The sequence below is a fragment of the Streptomyces huiliensis genome (genome assembly GCF_020037025.1).
Classification (GTDB): Bacteria; Actinomycetota; Actinomycetes; order Streptomycetales; family Streptomycetaceae; genus Streptomyces; species Streptomyces huiliensis.
In genome coordinates, this window is record NZ_JAIQLH010000154.1 from 1 (window position 1) to 22,609 (window position 22,609).

Annotated in this window: 16 protein-coding genes and 2 pseudogenes; 10 read left to right on the forward strand and 8 right to left on the reverse strand. The window is 75.3% G+C overall.

Annotated features, from left to right (window positions below; all coding sequences use genetic code 11):
• From JNW98_RS23705 to JNW98_RS36930, 7 genes and pseudogenes are all read left to right on the forward strand, one after another.
• Window positions 1–1,130, forward strand: a pseudogene (locus tag JNW98_RS23705) (hypothetical protein); the annotation flags it as partial.
• Window positions 1,120–1,275 (forward strand): hypothetical protein, encoded by a 156-nt coding sequence (locus tag JNW98_RS23710; RefSeq protein WP_223770304.1) that lies wholly within the window; start codon window positions 1,120–1,122, stop codon window positions 1,273–1,275. The pseudogene JNW98_RS23705 and the gene JNW98_RS23710, both read left to right, overlap by 11 nt.
• The gene (locus JNW98_RS23715; RefSeq protein WP_223770305.1) at window positions 1,272–2,186 is read left to right on the forward strand and encodes an NAD-dependent epimerase/dehydratase family protein; all 915 of its coding nucleotides are present in this window, start codon (window positions 1,272–1,274) and stop codon (window positions 2,184–2,186) included. Before JNW98_RS23710 ends, JNW98_RS23715 begins: the two co-directional genes overlap by 4 nt.
• Window positions 2,174–2,929 carry a spherulation-specific family 4 protein gene (locus JNW98_RS23720; RefSeq protein WP_372459310.1) on the forward strand — a complete coding sequence of 252 codons (756 nt, stop codon included), beginning with the start codon at window positions 2,174–2,176 and terminating at the stop codon, window positions 2,927–2,929. The genes JNW98_RS23715 and JNW98_RS23720 overlap by 13 nt, the downstream gene beginning before the upstream one ends.
• An 84-nt stretch (window positions 2,930–3,013) precedes the next feature.
• A complete protein-coding gene (moeZ, locus tag JNW98_RS23725; protein ID WP_223770306.1) occupies window positions 3,014–4,192 on the forward strand; it encodes an adenylyltransferase/sulfurtransferase MoeZ in 1,179 nt (392 codons plus the stop codon).
• 209 nt (window positions 4,193–4,401) lie between these two features.
• Entirely contained in the window at window positions 4,402–4,944 is a 543-nt protein-coding gene (locus tag JNW98_RS23730) for a UTRA domain-containing protein (RefSeq protein ID WP_223770307.1), read from the forward strand.
• Window positions 4,945–4,946: 2 nt separating this feature from the next.
• Window positions 4,947–5,072: pseudogene (locus tag JNW98_RS36930) on the forward strand (GntR family transcriptional regulator); the annotation flags it as partial.
• Window positions 5,073–5,261: 189 nt separating this feature from the next.
• Here the strand turns inward: JNW98_RS36930 and JNW98_RS23740 are convergent.
• The 7 genes from JNW98_RS23740 to JNW98_RS23770 all read right to left on the reverse strand — a co-directional run bounded on the left by JNW98_RS23740 (window position 5,262) and on the right by JNW98_RS23770 (window position 13,327).
• Complete coding sequence (locus JNW98_RS23740; RefSeq protein ID WP_223770309.1) at window positions 5,262–6,809, reverse strand: alpha/beta hydrolase; 1,548 nt, start codon at window positions 6,807–6,809, stop codon at window positions 5,262–5,264.
• 104 nt (window positions 6,810–6,913) lie between these two features.
• Window positions 6,914–7,243, reverse strand: coding sequence for a hypothetical protein (locus JNW98_RS23745; RefSeq protein WP_223770310.1), 330 nt, complete (start codon window positions 7,241–7,243; stop codon window positions 6,914–6,916).
• Window positions 7,244–7,434: 191 nt separating this feature from the next.
• On the reverse strand, window positions 7,435–8,955 hold the full coding sequence (locus tag JNW98_RS23750; protein WP_223770311.1) for an alpha/beta hydrolase: 1,521 nt from the start codon (window positions 8,953–8,955) through the stop codon (window positions 7,435–7,437).
• 181 nt (window positions 8,956–9,136) lie between these two features.
• A complete protein-coding gene (locus tag JNW98_RS23755; protein ID WP_223770312.1) occupies window positions 9,137–11,125 on the reverse strand; it encodes an ABC transporter permease in 1,989 nt (662 codons plus the stop codon).
• A gap of 26 nt (window positions 11,126–11,151) precedes the next feature.
• Window positions 11,152–11,928, reverse strand: a complete 777-nt coding sequence (modA, locus tag JNW98_RS23760) for a molybdate ABC transporter substrate-binding protein (RefSeq protein ID WP_223770313.1) — start codon at window positions 11,926–11,928, stop codon at window positions 11,152–11,154.
• 30 nt (window positions 11,929–11,958) lie between these two features.
• Complete coding sequence (locus tag JNW98_RS23765) at window positions 11,959–12,354, reverse strand: TOBE domain-containing protein (RefSeq protein WP_185941702.1); 396 nt, start codon at window positions 12,352–12,354, stop codon at window positions 11,959–11,961.
• 91 nt (window positions 12,355–12,445) lie between these two features.
• Window positions 12,446–13,327: a helix-turn-helix domain-containing protein gene (locus tag JNW98_RS23770; protein WP_223770314.1), complete on the reverse strand. Its 882-nt coding sequence runs from the start codon at window positions 13,325–13,327 to the stop codon at window positions 12,446–12,448.
• A 287-nt stretch (window positions 13,328–13,614) separates the two neighbouring features.
• Between JNW98_RS23770 and JNW98_RS23775 the strand changes: the two genes are divergently transcribed.
• The gene (locus JNW98_RS23775; RefSeq protein WP_223770315.1) at window positions 13,615–15,060 is read left to right on the forward strand and encodes an MFS transporter; all 1,446 of its coding nucleotides are present in this window, start codon (window positions 13,615–13,617) and stop codon (window positions 15,058–15,060) included.
• Between the two features lie 43 nt (window positions 15,061–15,103).
• Here JNW98_RS23775 and JNW98_RS23780 read toward each other — a convergent pair whose 3' ends face one another.
• The gene (locus JNW98_RS23780) at window positions 15,104–17,902 is read right to left on the reverse strand and encodes a flippase-like domain-containing protein (protein WP_223770316.1); all 2,799 of its coding nucleotides are present in this window, start codon (window positions 17,900–17,902) and stop codon (window positions 15,104–15,106) included.
• Window positions 17,903–18,078: 176 nt separating this feature from the next.
• Here JNW98_RS23780 and JNW98_RS23785 point away from each other — a divergent pair, with 176 nt between their 5' ends.
• Together JNW98_RS23785 and JNW98_RS23790 are read left to right on the forward strand one after the other, a co-directional pair.
• Complete coding sequence (locus JNW98_RS23785) at window positions 18,079–18,633, forward strand: MGMT family protein (RefSeq protein ID WP_372459311.1); 555 nt, start codon at window positions 18,079–18,081, stop codon at window positions 18,631–18,633.
• 327 nt (window positions 18,634–18,960) lie between these two features.
• On the forward strand, window positions 18,961–22,563 hold the full coding sequence (locus JNW98_RS23790; protein WP_223770318.1) for an ATP-dependent helicase: 3,603 nt from the start codon (window positions 18,961–18,963) through the stop codon (window positions 22,561–22,563).
• Window positions 22,564–22,609: the final 46 nt, after the last annotated feature.

The window sequence follows — 22,609 nt, forward strand, 5'->3', positions numbered from 1 at the left end:
ACGGGCGGCCCGGTCTCCGTACCCTCGCCGCCGCGGCGGCGCCCACCGCCCTCGGGCTGGCCTGCGCCGTCGCGCCCGCCGCGTGGTGCGCGCACGCCTTCGCCGGGTACGCTCGGCGGCGGCTGGCCGACAGCCGCTCGCTGGCCGCGTTCCGGATCCGGGCCCGGTGCGCCCTGCTGGCGGTGCTGGCCGTCGTGCTCGGCGCCCTCTTCCTGTCCGTGTGGACGGCGCGGTCCGCCCTTCCCGGGCTCGGGCACCCCACTTCCCTCCCCGCGCTCGCCGCTCTGGCCCTCGGCTTCCTCCTCTTCCTCGACCGGCTCTGCGGCGCGCACGGCCTGGCCCGGCCGGCCGCCGCGGCCCTCCTCGCCGCCTGCGCCGCCGAGGCGCTGCCGCCGGCCCTGCTGCTCGCCGCCCGGCTGCCCGGATGCGCCGCCCTGGACTGGCCGGTCGGCCGATGGCCCGGTGTCCTCGGGCCGTCCGTCCTCGGTTTCGCGGCGTGCGCCGGGGCGGCCCTCGCGCTGTCCGTCCGGGCCGTCGCGGCTCTGCCGCACGCGGCGGTGCACGGGCTTGGTGGCGGGGCGGGCGGGGGCGTGGGTGCGGGCGGGGGTGACGGGGGTGGCGGGGCCGGTTTGTCGTCGGAGTGCGTGGACGAGATGTCGGGTTCGGTGGGCGCGTCGGACCCGTCGGGCCACTCGGCGTCGTCCGGCCACTCTGGCCACTCGGGCCACTCCGGCCTCTCGGGTCCTTCCGGCTGCTCTGGCCCGTCCGGTCACTCCGGCTTGTCCGGCCACCTTGGCTCGCCCGATCACTCCGGTTCGTCCGACTGGCTCGACTCATCCGGCCACCGCGGCGCGTCCGGCCGCCTCAGCCCGTCCGGCCGCACCGGTTCGTCCGACCACCTCGGTTCGTCCGGCCGTCTCGACACGCGCAGCCGTCCCAGCCGCTCCGGCCGGCCCAGCCCGTTCGACCGGCCCGGCCCGTTCGGCCACCGCGGCACATCCGACCGCCTCGACCCGCCCGGTCACTCCGGCCCCCCGGGCCCCTCCGGGCTCTCCGGCCCCTCCCTCCGTCCCGGCGGGGCCGAGCCCTCCGCAGACCCCCGTCAGAGGAGCACCCACCATGACCATTGATCCCACTGACCTCATCGATCGCACCGGCCCGGCGTACTCCGGCGCCGCCGGCATGACCGCCACCACGGCCGCGGCCATGGCCGCCGCCATGGCCGTGGCCGTGGTCAGCCGCCGTACCGGGCGAGAGCGAGGAGGAGACCGATGAGGGTCCTGTTGCTCGGCGCCAACGGCTACCTCGGCCGCTTCGTCGCCGACCGCCTGCTCTCCGACCCCGCCGTCCAGCTCACCGCCCTCGGCCGGGGCGACGACGCCGACGTCCGCTTCGACCTCGCCACCGGCAGCCCCGGCGCGCTCACCCGGTTCCTCAACGCCGTCCACCCCGGCGTCGTCATCAACTGCGCGGGCGCCACCCGCGGCGGCGCCCGCGACCTCACGCGGCACAACACCGTCGCCGTCGCCACCGTCTGCGAGTCGCTGCGCCGCAGCGGCTGCGGGGCGCGGCTCGTGCAGGTGGGCTGCTCGTCGGAGTACGGGCCCTCGCAGCCCGGTTCGTCCACCGCCGAGGACGCGGTGCCGCGCCCCGGCGGCCCGTACGGCGTCAGCAAGCTCGCCGCCACCGAACTCGTCCTGGGTTCCGGCCTCGACGCGATCGTGCTCCGCGTCTTCTCGCCCGTCGGGCCGGGCACCCCGGCCGGTTCGCCGCTGGGCCGCCTCGCCGAGGCGATGCGGCGGGCGATGCAGAACGGCGACAACGAGCTCAAGCTCACCGGCCTCGGTGTGCAGCGCGACTTCGTGGACGTCCGTGACATCGCGCGGGCCGTGCACGCCGCGTCCCTCTCCGCCGCCCAGGGCGCCGTCAACATCGGCACCGGCCGGGCCACCCGGCTGCGCGAGGCCGCGTCGCTGCTCGCGCGCGTGGCCGGCTTCGGGGGCGCCCTGCACGAGCTCGACGACCCGCACCTGGGCGCCACGCCCGTCTACCCGTACCCGGACGGCTGCGGCGCCTGGCAGCAGGCCGACGTGCGCACGGCCCGCGACCGGCTCGGCTGGCGGCCCCGGATCGGCCTGGAGGAGTCGCTGGCCGACATCTGGATGGAGGCCGCGTGTCGTATCTGACGTCGTCCGGCAACCGCCGCCCGCTCCCGGCGGCCAAGACGCCGCTGCGGCTCGGCGTCCCCGGCTTCGCGCACCCGCTCGTCGCGCCCGTCGAGTGGGGCCGGCTGTGCCGCGCGGACCTCCCGCTGGACTGGACGGTGCTCGGCAGCGCCTCCGGCGGCCCCGGCAGCCGACCGGACCCGTACTGCACGGCCGCCGCGGCGCCGCTGCGCGAGGCCGGCGTCCGCGTCCTCGGCCACCTCGACGCGGGCTTCGGCGCCCGGCCGTTCGGCGAACTCCTCTCCGACGCGCAGCGGTTCCTCAACTGGTACAAGGTGGACGGCTTCGCGGTGGCCCGCTGTCCCGCCGACGCCGGCGCGCTCGCCGACGTCCGCCGCGTCACCGGCGCCCTGCGGACGCTGCACGACCGCGCGTACGTCGTCCTCCTGCACGGCAGCCATCCGGTGGCCGGGTACGCGGCGCTCGCCGACCAGCTGGTCACCTTCACCGGCCCCTGGAACCGCTACCGCTGGTCCCGTCCCGCCGACTGGACGGCCGACCACCCGCCCGGCCGCTTCTGCCACCTCGTGCACAGCGTCCCCCGCGCCCACCTGGAGGAAGCCCTCCTCATCACCCGCCGGCAGGGCGCCGGCACGGTCTACATGACGGACCGCACCGACCGCGACGGACTGGACCCCTGGGAGTCCATGCCCGGGTACTGGGACGACTTCATCTCGAACATCGGACCGGGTGTCTCGGAATGAGCCGGGGCGTGGCAGGGTTGCAGGGGAAGTACAGAACGCTGCCTCTACGTTCCCCGCTCCCGTGGGGATGACCCTGGAGACCCCGTGTCGCTGCCACCCCTGGTCGAGCCGGCTTCCGAGCTCACCGTCGACGAGGTCCGTCGGTACTCGCGCCACCTGATCATCCCGGACGTCGGGATGGACGGGCAGAAGCGCCTGAAGAACGCCAAGGTGCTCTGCGTGGGCGCCGGCGGCCTCGGCTCGCCCGCCCTGATGTACCTGGCCGCCGCGGGCGTGGGCACGCTGGGCATCGTGGAGTTCGACGAGGTCGACGAGTCGAACCTGCAACGGCAGATCATCCACAGCCAGTCCGACATCGGCCGCTCGAAGGCGGAGTCCGCGCGGGACTCGGTGCTCGGCATCAACCCGTACGTGAACGTCGTCCTCCACCAGGAGCGCCTGGAGGCGGAGAACGTCAAGGAGATCTTCTCCCAGTACGACCTGATCGTCGACGGCACGGACAACTTCGCCACGCGCTACCTGGTCAACGACGCGTGCGTGCTCCTGAACAAGCCGTACGTCTGGGGCTCGATCTACCGCTTCGACGGCCAGGCGTCCGTCTTCTGGAGCGAGCACGGCCCCTGCTACCGCTGCCTCTACCCCGAGCCCCCGCCGCCCGGCATGGTCCCCTCCTGCGCCGAGGGCGGCGTCCTCGGCGTGCTCTGCGCGTCGATCGGCTCGGTCCAGGTCACCGAGGCCATCAAGCTGCTGGCCGGGATCGGCGAGCCGCTCGTCGGCCGCCTGATGATCTACGACGCCCTGGAGATGTCGTACCGGCAGGTCAAGGTCCGCAAGGACCCCGACTGCGCGGTCTGCGGCGAGAACCCCACGGTCACCGAGCTCATCGACTACGAGGCGTTCTGCGGCGTCGTCTCGGACGAGGCCCAGGAGGCCGCCGCCGGCTCCACGATCACTCCCAAGCAGCTCAAGGAGTGGATCGACGACGGCGAGAGCATCGACATCATCGACGTCCGCGAGCCCAACGAGTACGAGATCGTCTCCATCCCCGGCGCCCGCCTGGTCCCCAAGAACGAGTTCCTCATGGGCACCGCCCTCCAAGACCTCCCCCAGAACAAGCGCATCGTCCTGCACTGCAAGACGGGCGTCCGCTCCGCGGAAGTCCTCGCCGTCCTCAAGTCCGCCGGCTTCGCCGACGCGGTCCACGTCGGCGGCGGCGTCATCGGCTGGGTCAACCAGATCGAACCGGACAAGCCGGTGTACTGAGCGTTCGGTGTCCTGAGTGTCCGGGCGCCGGGCGGGGTGTCCGGCCCCGCCCGGCGCCCGTTCACCAGGCGATGACGACGCAACCCCGGCCGCCGAGCTCTCCGTTGCTCCTGGGATGTCCCTGAAGGCGCATCGCCTCAAGCGGCAAGGACCGCGCTGGGTGGTCAACGCGTGCGCGGTACCGTGTGCTCCGGGAGAGGGGTGAGGTGGTGTCGAGCCGGCAGTGGGAGAGCGAGTCCGCCAGGTATCTGGTTCCGCGCGGGGCCGGGCGCCCCGACGCGTGGGCCGAGGAGGCCGCCGAGCGGAAGGGGCGGGGTGGGCAGCGGCTGCTGGAGGCCGGGGTCGTCGAGCCGCCTGAGGCGGTGGCCCGGGCTCTGCAACTCGCCGACGGGGAGCGCGCGGTGGTGCGGCGGCGGCTCGTGCTGCTGGACGACACGCCCGTCGAGATCGTGACGTCCCACTACCCCGGCCGTATCGCGGCGGGGACCGCCCTCGCCGACGGGCGGAAGGTTCCCGGCGGCGCGGTCACCTTCCTGGCCGGGCTCGGATACCTCGCGAAGAGGGTCGAGGAAGGCGTCAGCTGCCGGATGCCCACGGCTGCGGAGCGGGAGCTCCTGCTCCTCGGTGCACACGAGCCCGTGCTGATCGTGTCGCGCGTCGTCTTCGCCGACGAGGATGGGCCCGTGGAAGCGTGCGAGATGGTCATGAACGCGCGGGATCGAACCGTGCGTTACCGGATGCGGATGGGCTGACCATGGCACGTTGGAAGGACCCCAGGCCCGCCCATCAACAGATCGCGGCACGTATCAGGGATCAGATCATGTCGGGGCGGCTGAACCCCGGGAGCAAGTTGCCGTCCACGCAGCAGCTGATGGACGAGTACGGCGTGGTCGGCACCACCGAGGAGTTCGTCGCCCTCGAACTCCCCGGCGAGGCGCCGGTGCTGCGGACCTTCCGTGTCGTCCGGTCGGACCACGGGCGGGCGATCGAGACGACCGTCATGATCAAGGCCGGGCATCTGTACGAGCTGGAGTACCGGCTGCCGGTGGTGTGACGGCGGCCGGCGGCGCTACGAGCAGGTCGTGCCCTCCTTCGGGACCGTGCCGTCGAGGAGGTAGCCGTCGACGAGCCGCGTCATGCAGCGGTTGCCGCTGTTGTACGCGCCGTGGCCCTCGCCGCGGTAGGTGACGGTGACGCCGACGCCCTTGCCGAGGCGTTCGGCCATGGTGCGGGCGCCCTCGTACGGGGTGGCGGGGTCGCCGGTGTTGCCGATGACGACGATCGGGGCGGAGCCGGCGGCGCCGACGTCGGGGGTCTTCCAGGCGCCCTTGACGGGCCAGTCGGTGCACTGGAGCAGAGCCCAGGCGGCGGACTCGCCGAAGACCGGAGCGGCGGAGCGGAAGGCGGGCAGCCGGGCGGCGATGTCGTCGGCGGTGTAGCGCTGTTGGGCGTCGGCGCAGGTGATGGCGCGGTTGGCGGCCTGGAGGTTGCTGTAGTGGCCGTCGGGGGAGCGGCCCGCCAGGGAGTCGGAGAGGAGCTGGAGGGTGGTGCCGGTGCCCTTGGTGCCGGCCTCGCGGAGGCCGGCCGTGAGGTACTTCCAGGTGTCCTCGGAGTAGAGGGCGGCGGCGATGCCGTTCACCGCCTGGTCCTGGGTGAGGGGACGGTCCTTCTGCGTGGTGGGCAGGGGCCTGGAGTCCAGGCGCTTGAGGAGGGCGGTGATGCTCTCCTGGGTGGGGCAGGAGCTCGCCGCCGCTCCCTTGGCGCAGTCCTTGAGGTAGTCGCCCAGGGCCAGTTGGAAGCCCTTGGCCTGGGCGAGGGTGCCCTCGACGGGGTCCTGGGAGGGGTCGACGACCGCGTCCAGGACGGCGCGTCCGACCCGCTTCGGGAACAAGTGGGCGTAGACGCCGCCCAGTTCCGTGCCGTACGAGATGCCGAAGTAGTTCAGCTTCTCGTCGCCCAGCGCGGCCCGCAGCCGGTCCAGGTCGCGGGCCGCGTCGGTGGTGCCGACGTGCGGGAGCACCTTGCCGCTGTTGCGGTCGCAGGCCTGGACGTAGCGCTTGTTCTGGGCGAGGGCGGCGGTGATCTCGCCGGCGTCGTCGGGCGTCGCGTCCGTCGACTCGGCGGCGTCCAGCTCGCGGTCGCCCAGGCAGCGCACGCCCGCGCTCTCGCCGACGCCGCGCGGGTCGAAGCTCACCAGGTCGTACCGGGCGTGCAGTCCGGCGTAGCTCTTGGCGAGCTCGGGGAGCGTCGCCACCCCGGAGCCCCCGGGGCCGCCGAAGTTGAAGACCAGCGAACCGATGCGGTGGGCGCGGTCCGTGGCCCGGGACCGGATCAGGGCCAGGTCGATCTTCGGGCCGTCCGGCTTCCCGTAGTCCAGCGGCACGGGCAGCGTCGTGCACTCCCAGCCCTTGCCGGGAGCCTTGCCGCCGCCCTGGGCGGCCGTGGGCGCGGCGCACGGCTTCCAGTCGCCCGCGGCACCGCTCCGGGCCGCCCCGTCCTTTCCGCTGTCGCCGCCGCGCCCGTCGTCGTCGGCACCGGCGCCGCAGCCTGCGGCGGTGAGGACGAGCGCGAGGGCGGCGCCTGCGAGGGCGAGGGCCCTCGGCCGTGATGGACTCATGCCACGACTCTACGGTGGGGGTCGGACATCGGCGGCGGAACGCCCCGGGGCGCCGGGGGCCTCCGAGAGCCCGTACCGCGCACGTCCCGCACCGGTCGTACGCCCTACGGCCGGCCGGGCGCCGCCTCCGGGGGTATGGCGCGCACCGGCCGCTCGGCCCCGAAGCCAGCCTCCGGCCCGAACCCGTCCCGCGCGGGCGCCGACGCGTCGCCGGAGGTCCGCGGGGTCGCCGGGGTCGGCGGTACGGGTGTGCCGTCCGGCCCGACCATCGGGGCGGACTGTGTCTGCCAGAGCGCCACCAGAGCGGCCAGTAAGGCCGTGACGGCCAGGGCGCCGGTGAACCGCCGCGCGTGCCTGCCGGACTCCGGATCCGACGACGCCGGTGTCGGCCCCGGCCCAGGCCCCGGACCCGGCCCCGAGGGCTCGTCCCGCATGCCACCCCCTCCTCTCGCCCGTGAACGGCCCGCCCGTGCGGGCGGGCCGTGCGCCCTCTCTCGGCGCGGGGCCCTTACGACTACGACCCGTGTGCGGGCGATCGTAGTGCGGGCCACTGACATTCGAGAGAGCGGAATTCGCCGTACGGTGTGATCTGCCACGGGTGTGATGAGCACACCGTGTTTGGGTGCTATGAGCACACCGTGCCGCGCCCCGGCACAGTACCGTCAAGGAGGTAGGCGTCGACCGCCTTCTTGACACAGGAATTGCCGCTGTCGTAGGCCCCGTGGCCCTGCCCCCGGTACGTCATCTCGACGCCGACCCCGTCGCCCAGCGCTCGCGCCATCTTCCGCGCTCCCTCGTAAGGAGTGGCCGGATCACCGGTGTTGCCGACGACGAGGACGGGTGCCGCGCCCTTGGCGCTCACGTCAGGCGTCCGCCACTCGCCCTTCACCGGCCAGCCGGTGCACTGGGTCAGCCCCCACGCCATGAACGCGCCGAACACCGGGGACGCCTTCCGGAACCTGGGCTCCTGCCCGGCGATCTCGGCGGCCGTGTACCGCGGGGAGAAGTCCGCGCAGGTGATCGCCGTCAGCGACGCCTGGAGGGAGCTGTAATGCCCGTCCTGGCCGCGGCCGTTCATGGCGTCACCGAGGGCCATCAGGATCTTCCCGTCGCCGTTCTCGGCGTCCTCCAGGCCCTCGGTGAGGTAGTCCCAGAACTCCTTGGAGTACAGCGACTGGGCGATGCCGGTGGTGGCGAGCGACTGGGTGAGCCGCCGCCCCTCGCCGCCGGGCACCGGGGTCTCGCCCAGCCGGTCCAGCAGGGACACGATCTGCCGCTCGGTCGGGCAGTTGTCGTGCGTCGCGGCGCACGCGGTGAGGTAGTTGCCGAGGGCGAGCTCGAAGCCGCGGGCCTGGGCGAGGGCGCTCTCCACGGGGTCGGTCGTGGGGTCGACGACGGCGTCGAACAGCGCGCGCCCGACCTTCTTCGGGAACAAGTGGGCGTAGACCCCGCCCAGTTCGGTGCCGTACGAGACGCCGAAGTAGTGCAGCTTGTCGTCACCGAGCGCCTGGCGCATCAGGTCCATGTCCCGCGCCGCGTTGGCCGTCCCCACGTACGGCAGGACCTTCCCGGAGTGGCTCCGGCAGCCCTCCGCGTACTTCTCCACCCGCCCGACCAGCGCCTTCTGCTCCTCGGTGGTCCGCGGCACCGAACCGGCCGCGTAGTACGCGTCGAGCTCCTTGTCGTCCAGGCAGGACACGCCGCCGCTGCGGCCCACCCCGCGCGGGTCGAAGCTCACCAGGTCGTAGCGGCGGCGCAGGTCCCGGTAGTCCTCGGCGAACGCCGGCAGGGTGGCCACGCCCGAGCCGCCCGGGCCGCCGAAGTTGAAGACCAGCGAGCCGATGCGGTGGGCCGGGTCCGTGGCCCGGGCGCGGATTAGCGCGATGCCCAGCGTGTCGCCGTCCGGGTGCGCGTGGTCGAGGGGGACGCGCAGGGTCGCGCACTCCCACTCGTCGCCCGGCGCCCGCGCCGGCACGCCCTCCTTGCTGCTGGGCGCCGGACACGCCTTCCAGTCCAGGGACGGCCGGGCCGGCGCCGCCGAGCCGGCCGCGCCCTCCGCGACCGCGCCCCCGTCCCCGCCGGTGCACCCGGCGACGGCCAGCATCCCGGCGGCGAGCAGGCACCCGGCCCGTATGCGTCTGGACACCGCTGCTCCCGGGGTCGGTGGGGTGGACGGCTTTCATCGTCCGGGCGGTGCGCGGGAGTGCGCGCGCAGGGCGGGGCGTACGGGTGGAAACGGGGGCGCGCGGGCGGCTGGGTGCGTCGAGGGGGCGGGAGAGGGGTACGGGAGGGAGCTGGGGTCGGCCGGTGCCCCGGGGGGACGCGCGTCAGAGCGCGACGAGCGTGACCCCCGCCGCCCGTACGCCCACCCACACCCGCGCGCCCTCCACCGGGCGGAGCTCCGCCGCGGCGGGCGGCGGGAGTTCGGCGACGGCGTCGGGCCCGTCGGCGCCGCCCGCGACCAGCACGCGCAGCCGCCCGCCCTGGGCGGAGACCTCACGGACGGTGCCGGGCCACACGTTCCCGCGCTCGGGCCCGCCCTCCGGCGGGCGGGACGCGTACAGGGTGACGGCCTCCGGGCCGGCGACGGCCAGGGCGGCCGTCGCGCCGTCCGGCGGGGGAGCGGCGGCGGCCAGCTCGGTGCCGTCGTCCAGCCGCAGCGTGCCCTCGGCGGTGACCTTGCCGGGCCAGGCGTTGTGCCCCAGCATCCGGGCGACCCACGGCGAGCGCGGGAACCTCGCCAGCTCGTCCGGCGCCGCGTACTGCACGACCTCGCCGTCCTCCAGGACGAGGACGCGGTCGGCGAGCGACACGGCCTCCACCGGGTCGTGCGTCACCAGCAGGCAGACGCCCCGGAAGCCGGCCAGCCGCCGGCGCAGGGCCTGCCGCACGGCCGCCTTGGCCGACTGGTCGAGCGCGGCCAGCGGTTCGTCCATCAGCAGCAGCCGGGGGCGCGCGGCCAGGGCGCGCGCGAGGGCCACGCGCTGGGCCTGCCCGCCGCTCAGCTCGTGCGGCCTGCGGTGCGCCAACCGGCCGATGCCGAGCTCCTCCAGCCGGGCCCGCGCCTCCCGGCGCGCCTCCGCCCGGGGCACGCCCTGGGCGCGCAGGCCGTAGGCCGTGTTGGCCAGCGCGGTCAGGTGCGGGAAGAGGGCGCCGTCCTGCGGCACCCAGGCGATCCGCCGCCGGTGCGCCGGCGCGCCCGACAGGTCCTCGCCGCCGAGGCGCAGCGGCCGTGCCTCGGCCCGTCGCGTGAGCCCGAGCAGGGCCCGCAGGAGCGTCGTCTTCCCGGCCCCGTTGGGCCCGACGACGGCCACCGTGGTCCCGGGCGGCACGTCGAGAACGGCGCGGGTGGCACCGGTGACGGAGGCGCGCAGGGGGTACGCGGGCGGGGCCTGGGGCGTCGCGGGGACCAGGGGCGCGTCCGGGGTGCGCTCCGGCGCCGCCTGCGGGGTCCGCTCCGGCGCGGGAAGCGTCTCCACACGCCCCTCCGCACGCCCCGTCGCCCCGCCTCCCAGCCACCGCCCCCGCAACGCGAGCAGCACCGCCGTCGCGATGGCGAGGAGCAGCAGGGAGACGGCGGTGGCGCCCTCCGGATCGTCCTGGAGCAGGAGGTAGACCTGCAAGGGCAGGGTCTGCGTCTCGCCCGGCAGGTTGCCCGCGAAGGTGATCGTCGCCCCGAACTCGCCCAGGGCGCGCGCCCAGCACAGCGCCGCACCGGCGAGCAGCCCCGGGGCGACCATGGGGAGGGTGACGGTCCGGAAGACCCGCAGCGGGGCCGCGCCGAGCGAGACCGCCGTCTCCTCGTAGCGCGGGTGCAGCCCCGCGAGCGCCCCCTCCAGGCTGATGACGAGGAACGGCATCGCCACGAACGCCGAGGCGACGACCGCGCCCGCCGTCGAGAAGGGCAGGGTGAGCCCGAACCACTCCTCCAGCCACGGCCCGGCGAGTCCCCGGCGACCGTACCCCTGGAGCAGTGCCACTCCCGCGACCGTCGGCGGCAGCACCATCGGCAGCATCACCAGGCAGCGCACCAGCGCCTTGCCGGGGAAGTCGGTCCGGGCCAGCAGCCAGGCCAGCGGGACGCCGAGGACGAGCGAGAGCAGCAGGGCCCAGCCGGAGACGGCCAGGGAGAGCGTCAGCGCCTGCCGGACCTCGGACGATCCGACGCGGGACGGGAGCGAGGCCCACGGTGTCCGGGCGAGCACGCCCGCGAGCGGGACGAGCAGGAACACCACCGCGAGCCCTGCGGGTATGCCGAGCGCCAGGGGCGTACGCCCGCGGCCTGCGCGCCCCCGGCCCGTCCGTTCGCGGCTCATCCCCCGGCCCGTGAACCTCCGTCCCGTCACGGCCGCTGGAAGCCGGCCGCGCCCAGCAGCCCCCGCGCCTCGGCAGACGTCAGCCAGCGCACGAACTCGCCCGCCTCCTCGGCGTGCTTCGAGCCCTTGAGCGTGGCGGCCGGGTAGGCCGCGACCGCGTTCTGCGCGTCCGGGACGGCGACCGTGGCCACCTTCCCCTTGGCGGCCGTCGCGTCGGTGACGTACACGATCCCGGCGTCCGCCTCCCCGAGCGACACCTTGCTCAGCACCGCCCGCACGTTCGGCTCCTGCGAGACGGGTTTGACGGCCACGTGCTGCTGGTCCAGCACCTTCTTCCCGTACCGTCCCACCGGCACCTCGGGCGCCGCCAGCACCACCTTGAGGTCCTCCCGCGCCAGGTCGGCAAGGCCCTTGACGTGCTTCGGGTTGCCCGGCGCGGTGGCGATCGTCAGCCGGTTCCGCGCGATGACGACGGGCTTGCCCGTCTCCCCGGAGAGCCCGTCCATCGTCTTCGTGTCGGCCGTCACCAGGGCGTCCGCCGGGACGCCCTGCCGGACCTGGGACGCCAACTCCTGCGAGCCCGCGAACGAGAACTTCACCTTCGTCCCCGGGTGCGCCTTCTCGTAGGCGTCCCCGGCCCGCTGGAAGACGTCGGTGAGGGACGCCGCCGCGAGCACGGTGAGCGTGGCGCCCCCGCCCTTCCCGCCGTCGCCCCCGTCCGACGAGTCGTCGCCGCAGGCGGCGGCCAGGGGCAGGAGCAGGGCGGTGACGAGGGCGGCGAGACGGACGGACGTGCGGCGCATGGGCTCTCCCGGGGAAGCGTAAGGGGCGGGTCAGACGAGGTCGACGTGCACGTTGGTGGCCTTGACCCGGGCCACGGCCTCCATGCCGACGGCCAGCCCCAGTTCCTCCACGGCCTCACGCGTCAGCAGCGACACCAGGCGGTGCGGCCCGGCCTGGACCTCCACCTGGGCGGCGACGTCGCCGAGCTTCACCGCCGTGATGATCCCGGGGAAGGCGTTGCGCGCACTGGAGTACGCCTCCTCCCCGTCCTCGTTCGCCTCGGCGGCGAGTGCGACGGAGAACGCGGCGAGGTCCGCCCCGTCGATCTCCCGCTTGCCGTGCTCGTCCCGCCGGGTGGGGATCCGCCCGGCGTCCGCCCAGCGGCGGACGGTGTCGGGGCTGACGCCGAGCAGCCGGGCCGCCCGGCCGATGGTGTAGGACCGCATGTGCGGCACGGTAGAGCCGTTCACCCGGCAGATGCAAGGGAAGGCACGTGATCTGGCGGGCATCTGCGAGAGGGTGCCTCCCTCTAACCCTCTACCCCTCGGCCTCCGGCCGCGTACCGCACTCCGGGTCCAGGCGCAGCATGGCCGCCTCGTCCGCGCTGCCGGGCGCCGCCTGGTGGACGACGAGCCGCTGCCCGTCCGTCCCGGACAGCGGCATGACCTCGTAGACGAGGGCCATCAGCCCCACCTTCGGATGGCTGAACGTCTTCGTGCCCTCGACGCGCTCCTTCACGTCGTACCGCTCCCACAGCCCGGCGAACTCCGGCGACTTGAGCAGCAGTTCGCCGACCAGTGCGGTCAGCCGGGGCGAGTCCGGATCGACGCCGCCGAGCGCGCGGAGGTTGGCCACCGACTTGGCGACGGTCTCCTCCCGGAAGTGGTAGAGGCGGCGCCCCACCGGATGCAGGAACAGGTACCGGCTCACGTTGCGCTGCTCCGGCGGCCAGTCCCAGAGGCCGGGCATGAGCCGCCGGCCCGGGAGGTTCGCGGCCAGCATGTCGCCGTACCGGCTCACGACGTACGCCGGCAGCGGCCGCATGGCCTCCATCATGCGCACGACGGACTCACGCACGGTCTCCCCGGCGCCGGCCGTCGTTCCGGCGGCGGCGGTGCGCTCGGGGACGCGTCCCGAGGCGAGTTCGGCCAGGTAGTGGAGGCGCTGGTGGGCGTCCCCGTCCAGCCGCAACGCGCGGGCGAGCGCGTCGATCACGGCCGGTGAGGGGTTCCGCTCCCGGCCGCGCTCCATGCGGGTGTAGTAGTCGACGCTCACGCCGGCGAGCGTCGCCAACTCCTCCCGCCGCAGGCCCGGGGTGCGGCGCAGGCCGGTGCCCGCGGGCAGCCCGACGGCCTCGGGGGTGATTCGCGCCCGGCGCGCCTTCAGGTATCTGCCCAGCTCGGTGCCGCTGTCCGTCATCCCGCCATTCTCTCCGGAGGGCGCGCGGCGTGGGGGGCCGTGTCAGGGCCAGGAACGCCGCGGCCTGCCGTAGGACGGAACGGGCGCGCACGATGGTCCTGTTGCGGGCGGCCGCCGGCCGTGGTGCGGGGAGGCGTACGACGTCGTGCCCCGACGCGGCGCGAGCCGCCCGCACAGGGGCCGCCGGGCGGCTTCCGGCCGGACGTTCCGGCGGGAACCGCCCGCGGCGGCCCGGCGGTTCGCCCCCCCTGCCCCTCCCCTTCTCCCGCACTCGGAAGCGACCTCACATGCCCACGACCACCACCTCCTCCCGGCCACCCGCCTCCTCGCGCCCCGCACCGGTCACTCCCGCACCGGTCACCCCCGCGTCTCCGGCCCCGTCCGCCTCCCCGACCGCACTGATCGCCTCGCTCCTCGGCTTCGCCGTCATCACCATCGACGTCTCGGCCGTCAACATCGCGTTGCCCGCCATCGGTTCGTCCCTCCACGCCGGAATGTCCGGCCTGCAGTGGGTCGTCGACGCGTACACCCTGATGTTCGCCGCCCTGATGATGTCCGCGGGGGCGCTCGCCGACCGTTCCGGGGCGCGGCGGGCGTACGCCTGGGGCATCGCCCTGTTCACCCTCGCCTCCCTCGGCTGCGCCGTGGCGCCCGGGACCGGCGCGCTCATCGGGGCGCGGCTGGCGCAGGGCGCGGCGGCGGCCGTCGTCATGCCCGCGTCGCTCGCGCTGATCCGGCAGGCGTACGACGACCCGGCGCGCCGGGCGCGGGCCATCGCGCTGTGGACAGTGGGCGGTTCGGTGTCCCTGGCGGCGGGCCCGGTGCTCGGCGGCATCCTCACCGAGCAGGCGGGCTGGCGCGCCGTCTTCCTGCTCAACCTCCCCGTGGGCGCCGTCGTCCTGGCCCTGCTGGCCCGGACCGCGCCGTCGCCGCGCCGGCCGTCCCCGCTCGACCCGGCGGGACAGCTCACCGCCGTCCTGGCCCTCGCCGGCCTGACGTACACGGCCATCGAGGGTGGGCGCCGCGGCTGGACGTCCGTGCCGGTGCTCGCCGCGCTGGCCGTCGCGGCCGGGGCCGCCGTCGCCTTCCACGCCGTGGAGAAGCGGCACCGCGCGCCGATGGTCCCGCTGGGCATGCTGCGCGAACGCCGCGTCGTCGTCCCCCTGCTGGCCGGTTTCGCCGCCAACGCGGCCTTCTACGGCGTCGTCTTCCTGCTCGGCCTCTACTACCAGCAGGTGCGCGGCATGACGCCGACGGAGGCGGGGCTGATGTTCGTACCGCTGGCGGCGGTCACCGCCGGCGCGAACCTGCTCTCCCCGCGCCTGGCGGAGCGCGCCGGCCGCCGCGCCGTCATCGTCCTCGGGCAGGCGGTCATGGCGCTGGCGATGGCCGCCCTGCTGCCGCTGGCGGCGGACACCCCGCTCTGGCTGGTCCTGCTGCTGCTCGTGCCCACCGGTGTGGGCGGTGCGCTGGCGGTCCCGGCGCTGACGGCCCTGCTGATGGACGCCGTCCCGGGGCACAGGGCGGGCACGGCCTCGGGCCTGTTCAACGCCGTCCGGCAGACGGGCGGGGCGCTGGCGGTCGCCGTGTTCGGCGCCCTGATCGCGAGCGGGGGCGGGGAGGAGGGGCTGTCGCTCGCGGGCATGCGGGGCAGCCTGTACGCCGTCGGGGGCCTGCTGTGCCTGACGACGCTGCTCACGGCGTGGCTGCTGCGACGGGAGCGGGCGGCGTGACGGGCGGCGCACCCGCCCCTTTCATCAGCACGCGCCCCTTCCGTCAGATGGCACCCTTCCGCGTCAGCTGGTTGAAGCAGAACCACCCCGGCAGCACCGGCAGCCAGAACGTCAGCAGCCGGTACAGCAGCACCGCCGGCGTCGCGATGTCCGCCGGCAGCCCGGCCAGCGTCAGCGCGCCGATGAGCACGCCCTCGACGGCCCCGACCCCGCCGGGCGTCGGCGCCGCCGACCCCAGCGCGTTGCCGGCCAGGAAGATCACCGCGACGCTGGCGAAGCTCATGTCGCCGCCGAACGCCCGGATCGACGTGTCGAGGCAGAACACGAAGGCGGCGGTCAGCAGCAGCATGCCGCCGATGCCGTTGACCAGCTTCCGCGGTCGCTGGAGCAGGTCCAGCATGCGCGGCACGACGCCCGCGAACAGCGAGCGCACCCGCGTCGAGACGAACTTCCGCAGGAACGGGATGGCCGTCACGACCAGCACCAGCACCGCCGCCGTCAGCAGCCCGCCGATGACCGTACGGGACGGCGGAAGCGGCGACTCCGTCCGTTCCGTGCCGGTGATGTAGCCGAAGGTCAGCAGCAGCAGGATGTGCGCGGCCAGGCCGAACAGCTCCGAGGCGCCGACGCTGGCCACCGCGAGCCCGGGACGGATCCCAGCCCGCTGGAGGAAGCGACTGTTCAAGGCGACGCCGCCGACCGCCGCCGGGGCCACGAGCTTGACGAACGAGCCGGCCACCTGCGCCATGACCGTCCGCAGGTACGGCACCTTCTCCGGGACGAAGCCCAGCAGCCGCATGGCCGCCGCGAAGTAGGACAGCGCGGAGAAGGCCGCGGCGACCGCCACCCAGCCCCAGTTGGCGTGCTCGACGATCTTGTCGAGTTCGACGTGCGACAGCTGCGAGAGCAGGAAGTACGCGGCGATGGCGCCCGCGATCGAGCTGATGAGGGTACGCGGCCGGATGCGCTCCAGCCGTACCGGCTCTATCGGCGCCTGCGGCCGGATCAGCAGCACCTGCCGGCGGATCTGCGCCAGCAGGTCCTCCTCGCGGGCCTCTTCGGCCGCGACGTCCAGCGCCTGCTTCTCCGCCTTCTTCTCGGCCTTGAGCGCCCGGCGGTCGTCCGCCGGACCCGAGCCCTTCTCCGCCCGCTCGCGGGCCCGCTCCTCCTTGGCGATCCGCGACGCCTCCAGCACCGCTTCCCGCTCGCGCTGGGCGCGGTCGCGCGCGAGCCGGCGCAGGGTCGCGCGGCTCGCGCGGGTCAGGGCGATGGGCTGGAGCAGCGGCAGGCTGTCGGCGACCGCGTCCGGGCCGAGCACGGCGACGGCCGAGGTCACCGCCCGTTCGGCACCGACCCGCAGGCCCAGCGTGGTGAGCAGCTGGGCGACGTCCATCCGCAGCACCAGGTCGCCGGCGGCGATCTCGCCGCCGCGCAGGTCGGTCAGGACGACGTTGCCGGAACGATCCACCAGGAGCGCGTCGCCGTCGAGGCGCCGGTGCGCGATCCGGCGTGACTGCAGGGCGCGCACCTGTCGCCAGGCGCCGTCGATCAGTTCGTCGGTGATCTCCTTGTCCGGCAGGGTGTCCAGCGTCCGCCCGCCGACGTGCTCGTACACCAGCATCACGGCGTCCGGGCCGAGCTCGCTGGTGGCGATCAGCTTGGGGGCGTTGGCGCCGGCGGCGATGGCCGCGTAGGCGAGCAGCGCCTCCTGTTCGAGGGCCTGGCGGAGCGACTGGAGGCTGCGGCGCTGGGTGATGCCGCGCAGCGCGAGCCGCTGCCACAGCCGGTAGAAGAAGCCCTGCGCCTGCTGCTCGCGGTCGACGACCGTGACGTCCAGCGGCGGGCCGTCCTCCAGCGTGACGACGTAGCGGCGGCCCCGGTCGTGCGCGGCCTGCGCGGTGCCCCGGGACGGCTCGGCGTCCGGCGCCTCCTCCGTGCGCAGCGCGCTCACCGGCTTGAAGCCGACGCGGCGCAGGCCGTGCAGGAGGTGCTGGCCGGTGGGGCGGACGTTGGGCGAGCCGACGGCGTAGAGGGTGCCGTAGGCGACCGTCCAGCCGATGAGGACGGTGGTGGCGATCGAGAACGGCGTCGAGTAGCCGTTCACCAGCACCGCGAACGCGTCGAGCAGCAGCACCGCCCACATCGCGACCCGCCAGCGCGGGCGCCGCGACATCCCGACGGCCGTCATGTAGGCGATCACGGGGGCGAGGTAGCCGTGGACCGGATCGGTCAGTTCGTGCGTCGGGGTGATCCGGGTGAGCGCTTCCCTGATCGACTCCGGGGCGGCCTCGGCGACCCAGAGCGCGGCGCCGAGCGAGACGCCGTGCGCGAGGACGGCCGCGAGGACGCCGTCGGCGATGCGCAGGCCGTCCCGCTTGACCAGCCGTTCGACGGCGAAGGCCACGGGCACGATGAAGATCGCGATGTTGGCCGTGAGGCCGGCGATGTTGGCGAGCGTCTGCGGGGCGTGCCCGGCGCTCTCCTTGATGTCGCTGGCGAGGCCGGTCGTGGTGCCGTGCGCGAAGGCGGCCAGGGCGAGGACGACGGCGATGCCGATGATCCCGAGCAGCATGCGCACGAGGTCGGCGGGGCGGTGGACGCGGGCGGGGAGCAGCGGCTCGTCGCCGGAGACCTTGTCGATGTGGACCTCGCCGTCCTTCGTGTCGCATGGGAACGACGAGCCGGCTGCCGGGCCGGCCGGGGCGCCGGCGCGCGACCGCTCGGCTCCCTCGCCGTTTCCGTTCCCGTTCCCGGGCAGCGCCTGGCGGGCGCCGGCCTCCTCAGGAGGTCCCGCGCCCTGCTCGTCGTCCGTGTCTTCCTGGTCTTCTCGTTCTCGTATCACCAGTCACCGCCCGGAAGATGGTGGCATGGCCCTGCCGGGCAAGGGTGTATCAGGGTGCATTTCGGGGGCGCGGATCTCGGATCGTACGCCCTGTAGTCCGATCCCGCACGCTCGGTGATCTTCCGGAATTCGGACCTCCGGACCGCGGCCCCGGAGCGCGCGGCGCCTGCGGCAGTATGGACCGGGTGACCGACGCATCGCATGGGCTTTCGGAGGACTCCGGGCATCCGGAGCGCCCTGGGCTTCCGGAACATCCTGGGTTTCCGGCGCACCCTGAGCTCCCCGAGTACGCGGAGCGGGTCCTGTCCGTCGCCGAGATCATCCCGCCGGGCCGCGTGATGACCTACGGCGACGTGGCCGAGTGGCTCGGCGAGGGCGGCCCGCGCCAGGTCGGCCGGGCGATGGCGCTGTACGGCGGCGCCGTGCCGTGGTGGCGCGTCGTCCGGGCGGACGGCGTCCTGCTCCCCGGCCGCGAACGGGCGGCGCTCGGCCACTACCGCGAGGAGGGCACGCCGCTCCGGACGGCCGGGCCCGCCGCCGACGGGCACGTGCCGCGGATCGCGATGACGCGGGCGCGGTGGGACGGGGTGGCGGTCGCGGTCGATGAGGCCGGTGAGGCCGGTGAGGTCGATGAGGGTGTCGGCGAAATGGAACGAGAGGCCGGGAGGACGTCTCCCGCCGACGCGAAGGGCGCGCGCCGCGGCGCGTCGCGTGTGAAACGCGCCACCTGATCCACCCGCCCGCCGGGCAACCCGAACGGGTGAGGTGCCCGAACGGCCCCCGCGCCTCCCGGGACGCACTGCGCCCCACCCGCCTCCTGGCGTAGCGTCGAGGGCTGCCCTACCCCCGCGCCCCGACGGCGCGCGGGGATCCGTACCCGACGTACCCGACCCGCAGGACCGGCACCTCACGTGAGTTCCACCCCCGTTTCCGGCACTCCCGGCTCGTCCGGCGCTCCCGGCCCGCTCATCTCGGCGCGCCCGCGCCCGGAGGACCCGGAGCGCCCGGAGGGCCCGACGCGTACGGACGGTCCGACGCGTACGGACGGTCCGACGCGTATGGACGGTCCGACGCGCACGGAGGAACCGACGCGCACGGACGGTCCCGAGCGCCGACGGGCGCCCCGGCCCGCGCCGGGCGCGTACCGCCTGGTGCGCACGCCCCCGGAGCACGTGGTCCCCCCGGAACTGGACGCGGCACAGCGCGCGGTGGTTGAGCACGGGCAGGGGCCGCTGCTGGTCCTCGCCGGCCCGGGGACCGGCAAGACCACCACGCTCGTGGAGGCCGTCGCCGAGCGGGTGCGGCGCGGCGGCGACCCGGAGCGGATGCTCGTCCTGACCTTCGGCCGCAAGGCCGCGGCCGAACTGCGCGACCGCATGGCCGTCCGGCTGGGGGAGCGCGGGCTGGCGGCGCGCGCGCCGCAGGCCACCACCTTCCATTCCTACTGCTTCGCCCTGGTCCGCGCCCATCAGGAGGCCGACCCGTTCGCCGGACCGCCGCGGCTGCTTTCCGGCCCCGAACAGGACGTCGCCGTCCGCGAGCTGCTCGCCGGCCAGACCGAGCTGGAGCGCGCGGGTCGCGCCACCGTGCGCTGGCCGGACGACCTGCGCGCCTGCCTCACCACCCGCGGTTTCGCCGACGAGGTGCGCGCGGTCCTCGCCCGCAGCCGGGAACTGGGGCTGAGCCCGGAGGCGCTGGCGGCCTTCGCCGAACGGACCGGGCGCGGCGACTGGTCGGCGGCGGCGGCCTTCCTGGCCGAGTACCTCGATGTGCTCGACGCGCGGGGCGTCGTCGACTACGCCGAGCTGGTGCACCGCGCGGTGCTGCTGGCCGAGCGGCCGGAGGTCGCGGCGGACCTCGCCGGGCGGTACGACGCGGTGTTCGTCGACGAGTACCAGGACACCGACGCCGCCCAGACGCGGCTGCTGCGCGCGCTGGCGGGCGGCGGGCGCACCCTGGTCGCGTTCGGCGACCCCGACCAGTCCATCTACGCCTTCCGCGGCGCGGACGTGGGCGGCATCCTCGACTTCCCGTCGGCCTTCCCGCGCCGCGACGGCTCGCCCGCCCCGGTCCGCGTCCTGACCACGTCCCGCCGCTCGGGTGCCGCCCTCCTCGCCGCCACCCGGCTCCTCACCCGGAGGATGCCCCTCACCCGCCTCCCGGCCGACGCCGTCCGCGCCCACCGCGACCTGGCGGCCGTCCGCCCCGGCGGCCGCGTGGAGGCGTACACCTACCCGACGCCCGGCGCCGAGACCGACAACATCGCCGACATCCTCCGCCGCGCCCACCTGGAGGACGGCGTCCCCTGGGGCGCCATGTCCGTCCTCGTCCGTGCCGGCTCCCGCTCCCTCCCGACCCTCCGCCGCGCCCTGACCTCGGCGGGCGTTCCGGTCGAGGTCGACGGCGACGACGTCCCCCTGCGCCACGAACCGGCCGTCACCCCCTTGCTGACGGCCCTGCGGGTGGTGGCGGAGTGGGCGACGGACCCCGCTCCCGGGGAAGACGCCGAGGGAGCCGGGGACGACTCCGCCGCGCCCGAAGACGGCCGCGCCGAGCCCGCACGCGGGCCGGGCGCGGACGGCCCCGCCGGCCCCGGAACCGTCGCCGACGACTCCGCCGACGATTCCGCCGATGACTACGAGAACGGCCCGACCGACGCCGGACGGGAGCACAAGCCCGGCTATGCCCCCGCGCACGAGCCCGGCGCGGCGCCGGAGGCCGGTGGGGTGCCCGCGCCCGGCGCGAACACCGGGCGCCCTCCGCTCGCCCCCGAGACCGCCCTGACCCTCCTCACCTCACCCCTCGGCGGCATGGACGGCACCGACCTGCGCCGCCTCGGGCGGGCCCTGCGGGAGGAGGAGCGAGCCGCCGGCCGTACCGCGCCGCGGCCCTCGGACGTGCTCATCGCCGAGGCGCTCGCCGCGCCGGAGCGGCTGGTGGCGCACGATCCGGCGTACGCGCGGGGTGCGCAGCGCCTGGCCGCGCTGCTGAGCGCCGCCCGGGACCAGCTCCAGGCGGGCGGCACCGCCGAGGACGCCCTGTGGACGCTCTGGAACGGCACGCCCCGGCACCCCGCTCCCTGGCCGGACCGGCTGCGGCGCGCCGCGCACCGCGGTGGCGCCGCCGGCCGGAACGCGGACCGCGACCTCGACGCCGTCTGCGCCCTGTTCGAGACGGCGGCCCGCGCCGAGGAGCGTGCCGGCGGCCGCGACGTGCTCGGCTTCCTGGACGAGCTGGAGGCCCAGGACATCGCCGCCGACACCCTCACCCGCCGGGCCGTCCGCCCCGACGCCGTCCGGCTGATGACCGCGCACCGCTCCAAGGGCCTGGAGTGGCGCCTCGTGGTCGTCGCCGGCGTCCAGGAGGGCCTCTGGCCCGACCTGCGGCGCCGCGGCTCGCTCCTGGAGGCGGACCGCATCGGCCGCGACGGCCTCGCCGACCCCCTCCCGCCCGGCGCGCTGCTGGCCGAGGAACGCCGGCTGTTCTACGTGGCGGCGACCCGCGCCCGCGAACGCCTCGTCGTGACGGCCGTCAAGGCCGCCGCCGAGGACGGCGACCAGCCGTCCCGCTTCCTCGCCGAACTCGGCGTCGAACCGGTCGACGTCACCCAGCGCCCGCGCCGCCCCCTCGCCGTCGCCGCGCTCGTCGCCGAGCTGCGGGCCACGACCGTGGACCCCACCGCGTCGGACGCCCTCCGGGCCGCCGCCGCGGACCGGCTCGCCCGCCTCGCCGGCCTGCGCGACGACGAGGACCGGCCGCTCGTCCCGGCCGCCGACCCCGACCGCTGGTGGGGCCTGTACGAGCCGACGCACAGCGAGGTCCCGCTCCGCGACTGGGACCAGCCGGTCGCCCTCTCCGGCTCCGCCGTCGGCCAGCTCGTGGACACCTGCTCGCTCCAGTGGTTCCTGGGGCGCGAGGTGCGAGCCGAGGCGCCCTCGGGCACGGCCCAGGGCTTCGGAAACGTCGTGCACGTCCTCGCCGACGAGGTCGCCTCCGGCCGCACCCCGGCCGACCTCGCCGTCCTCATGGAGCGCCTGGAGACCGTCTGGGACGCGCTCGCCTTCGACGCCCCCTGGAAGTCCCGGCAGGAGAAGGAGAACGCGCGGGCCGCCCTGGAGCGCTTCCTGCGCTGGCACGTCATGGAGCGCGGCCGCACCCCGGTCGCCACCGAGCACCCCTTCGACGTCACCCTCACCGCGGGCGGCCGGAACGTCCGCGTCCGGGGCTCCATGGACCGCGTGGAACGGGACGCCGCGGGCCGCGCCTACGTCGTCGACTTCAAGACCGGCAAGACCCCGGCGACCGCCGCCGAGGTGGCCCGCCACCCCCAGCTCGGTGTCTACCAGCTCGCGGTCGGGCACGGCGCCGTCGACGACGTCTTCGACGGCGCGCGCCCGCGCCCGGGCGGCGCGGAACTCGTCCAGCTCCGGCAGGGCGCCCCCAAGAAGGAGGGCGGCGACGCGCTGCCCAGGGTGCAGGCCCAGGAACCGCCGGAGGCCGCCGGTGCCGACGGAACCGACTGGATCGGCGACCTGCTCGCCACCGCCGCGGGACGCGTCCTGGACGAACGGTTCTCCCCGCGCCCCGGCACGCACTGCGCGCACTGCGCCTTCCGCTCCTCCTGCTCGGCGCGCCCGGAGGGCCGCCAGGTCGTCGAATGACGGCCGGAGCCTCAGGGCGGGAAGATCGCGAAGGCCCGTTGTCAGT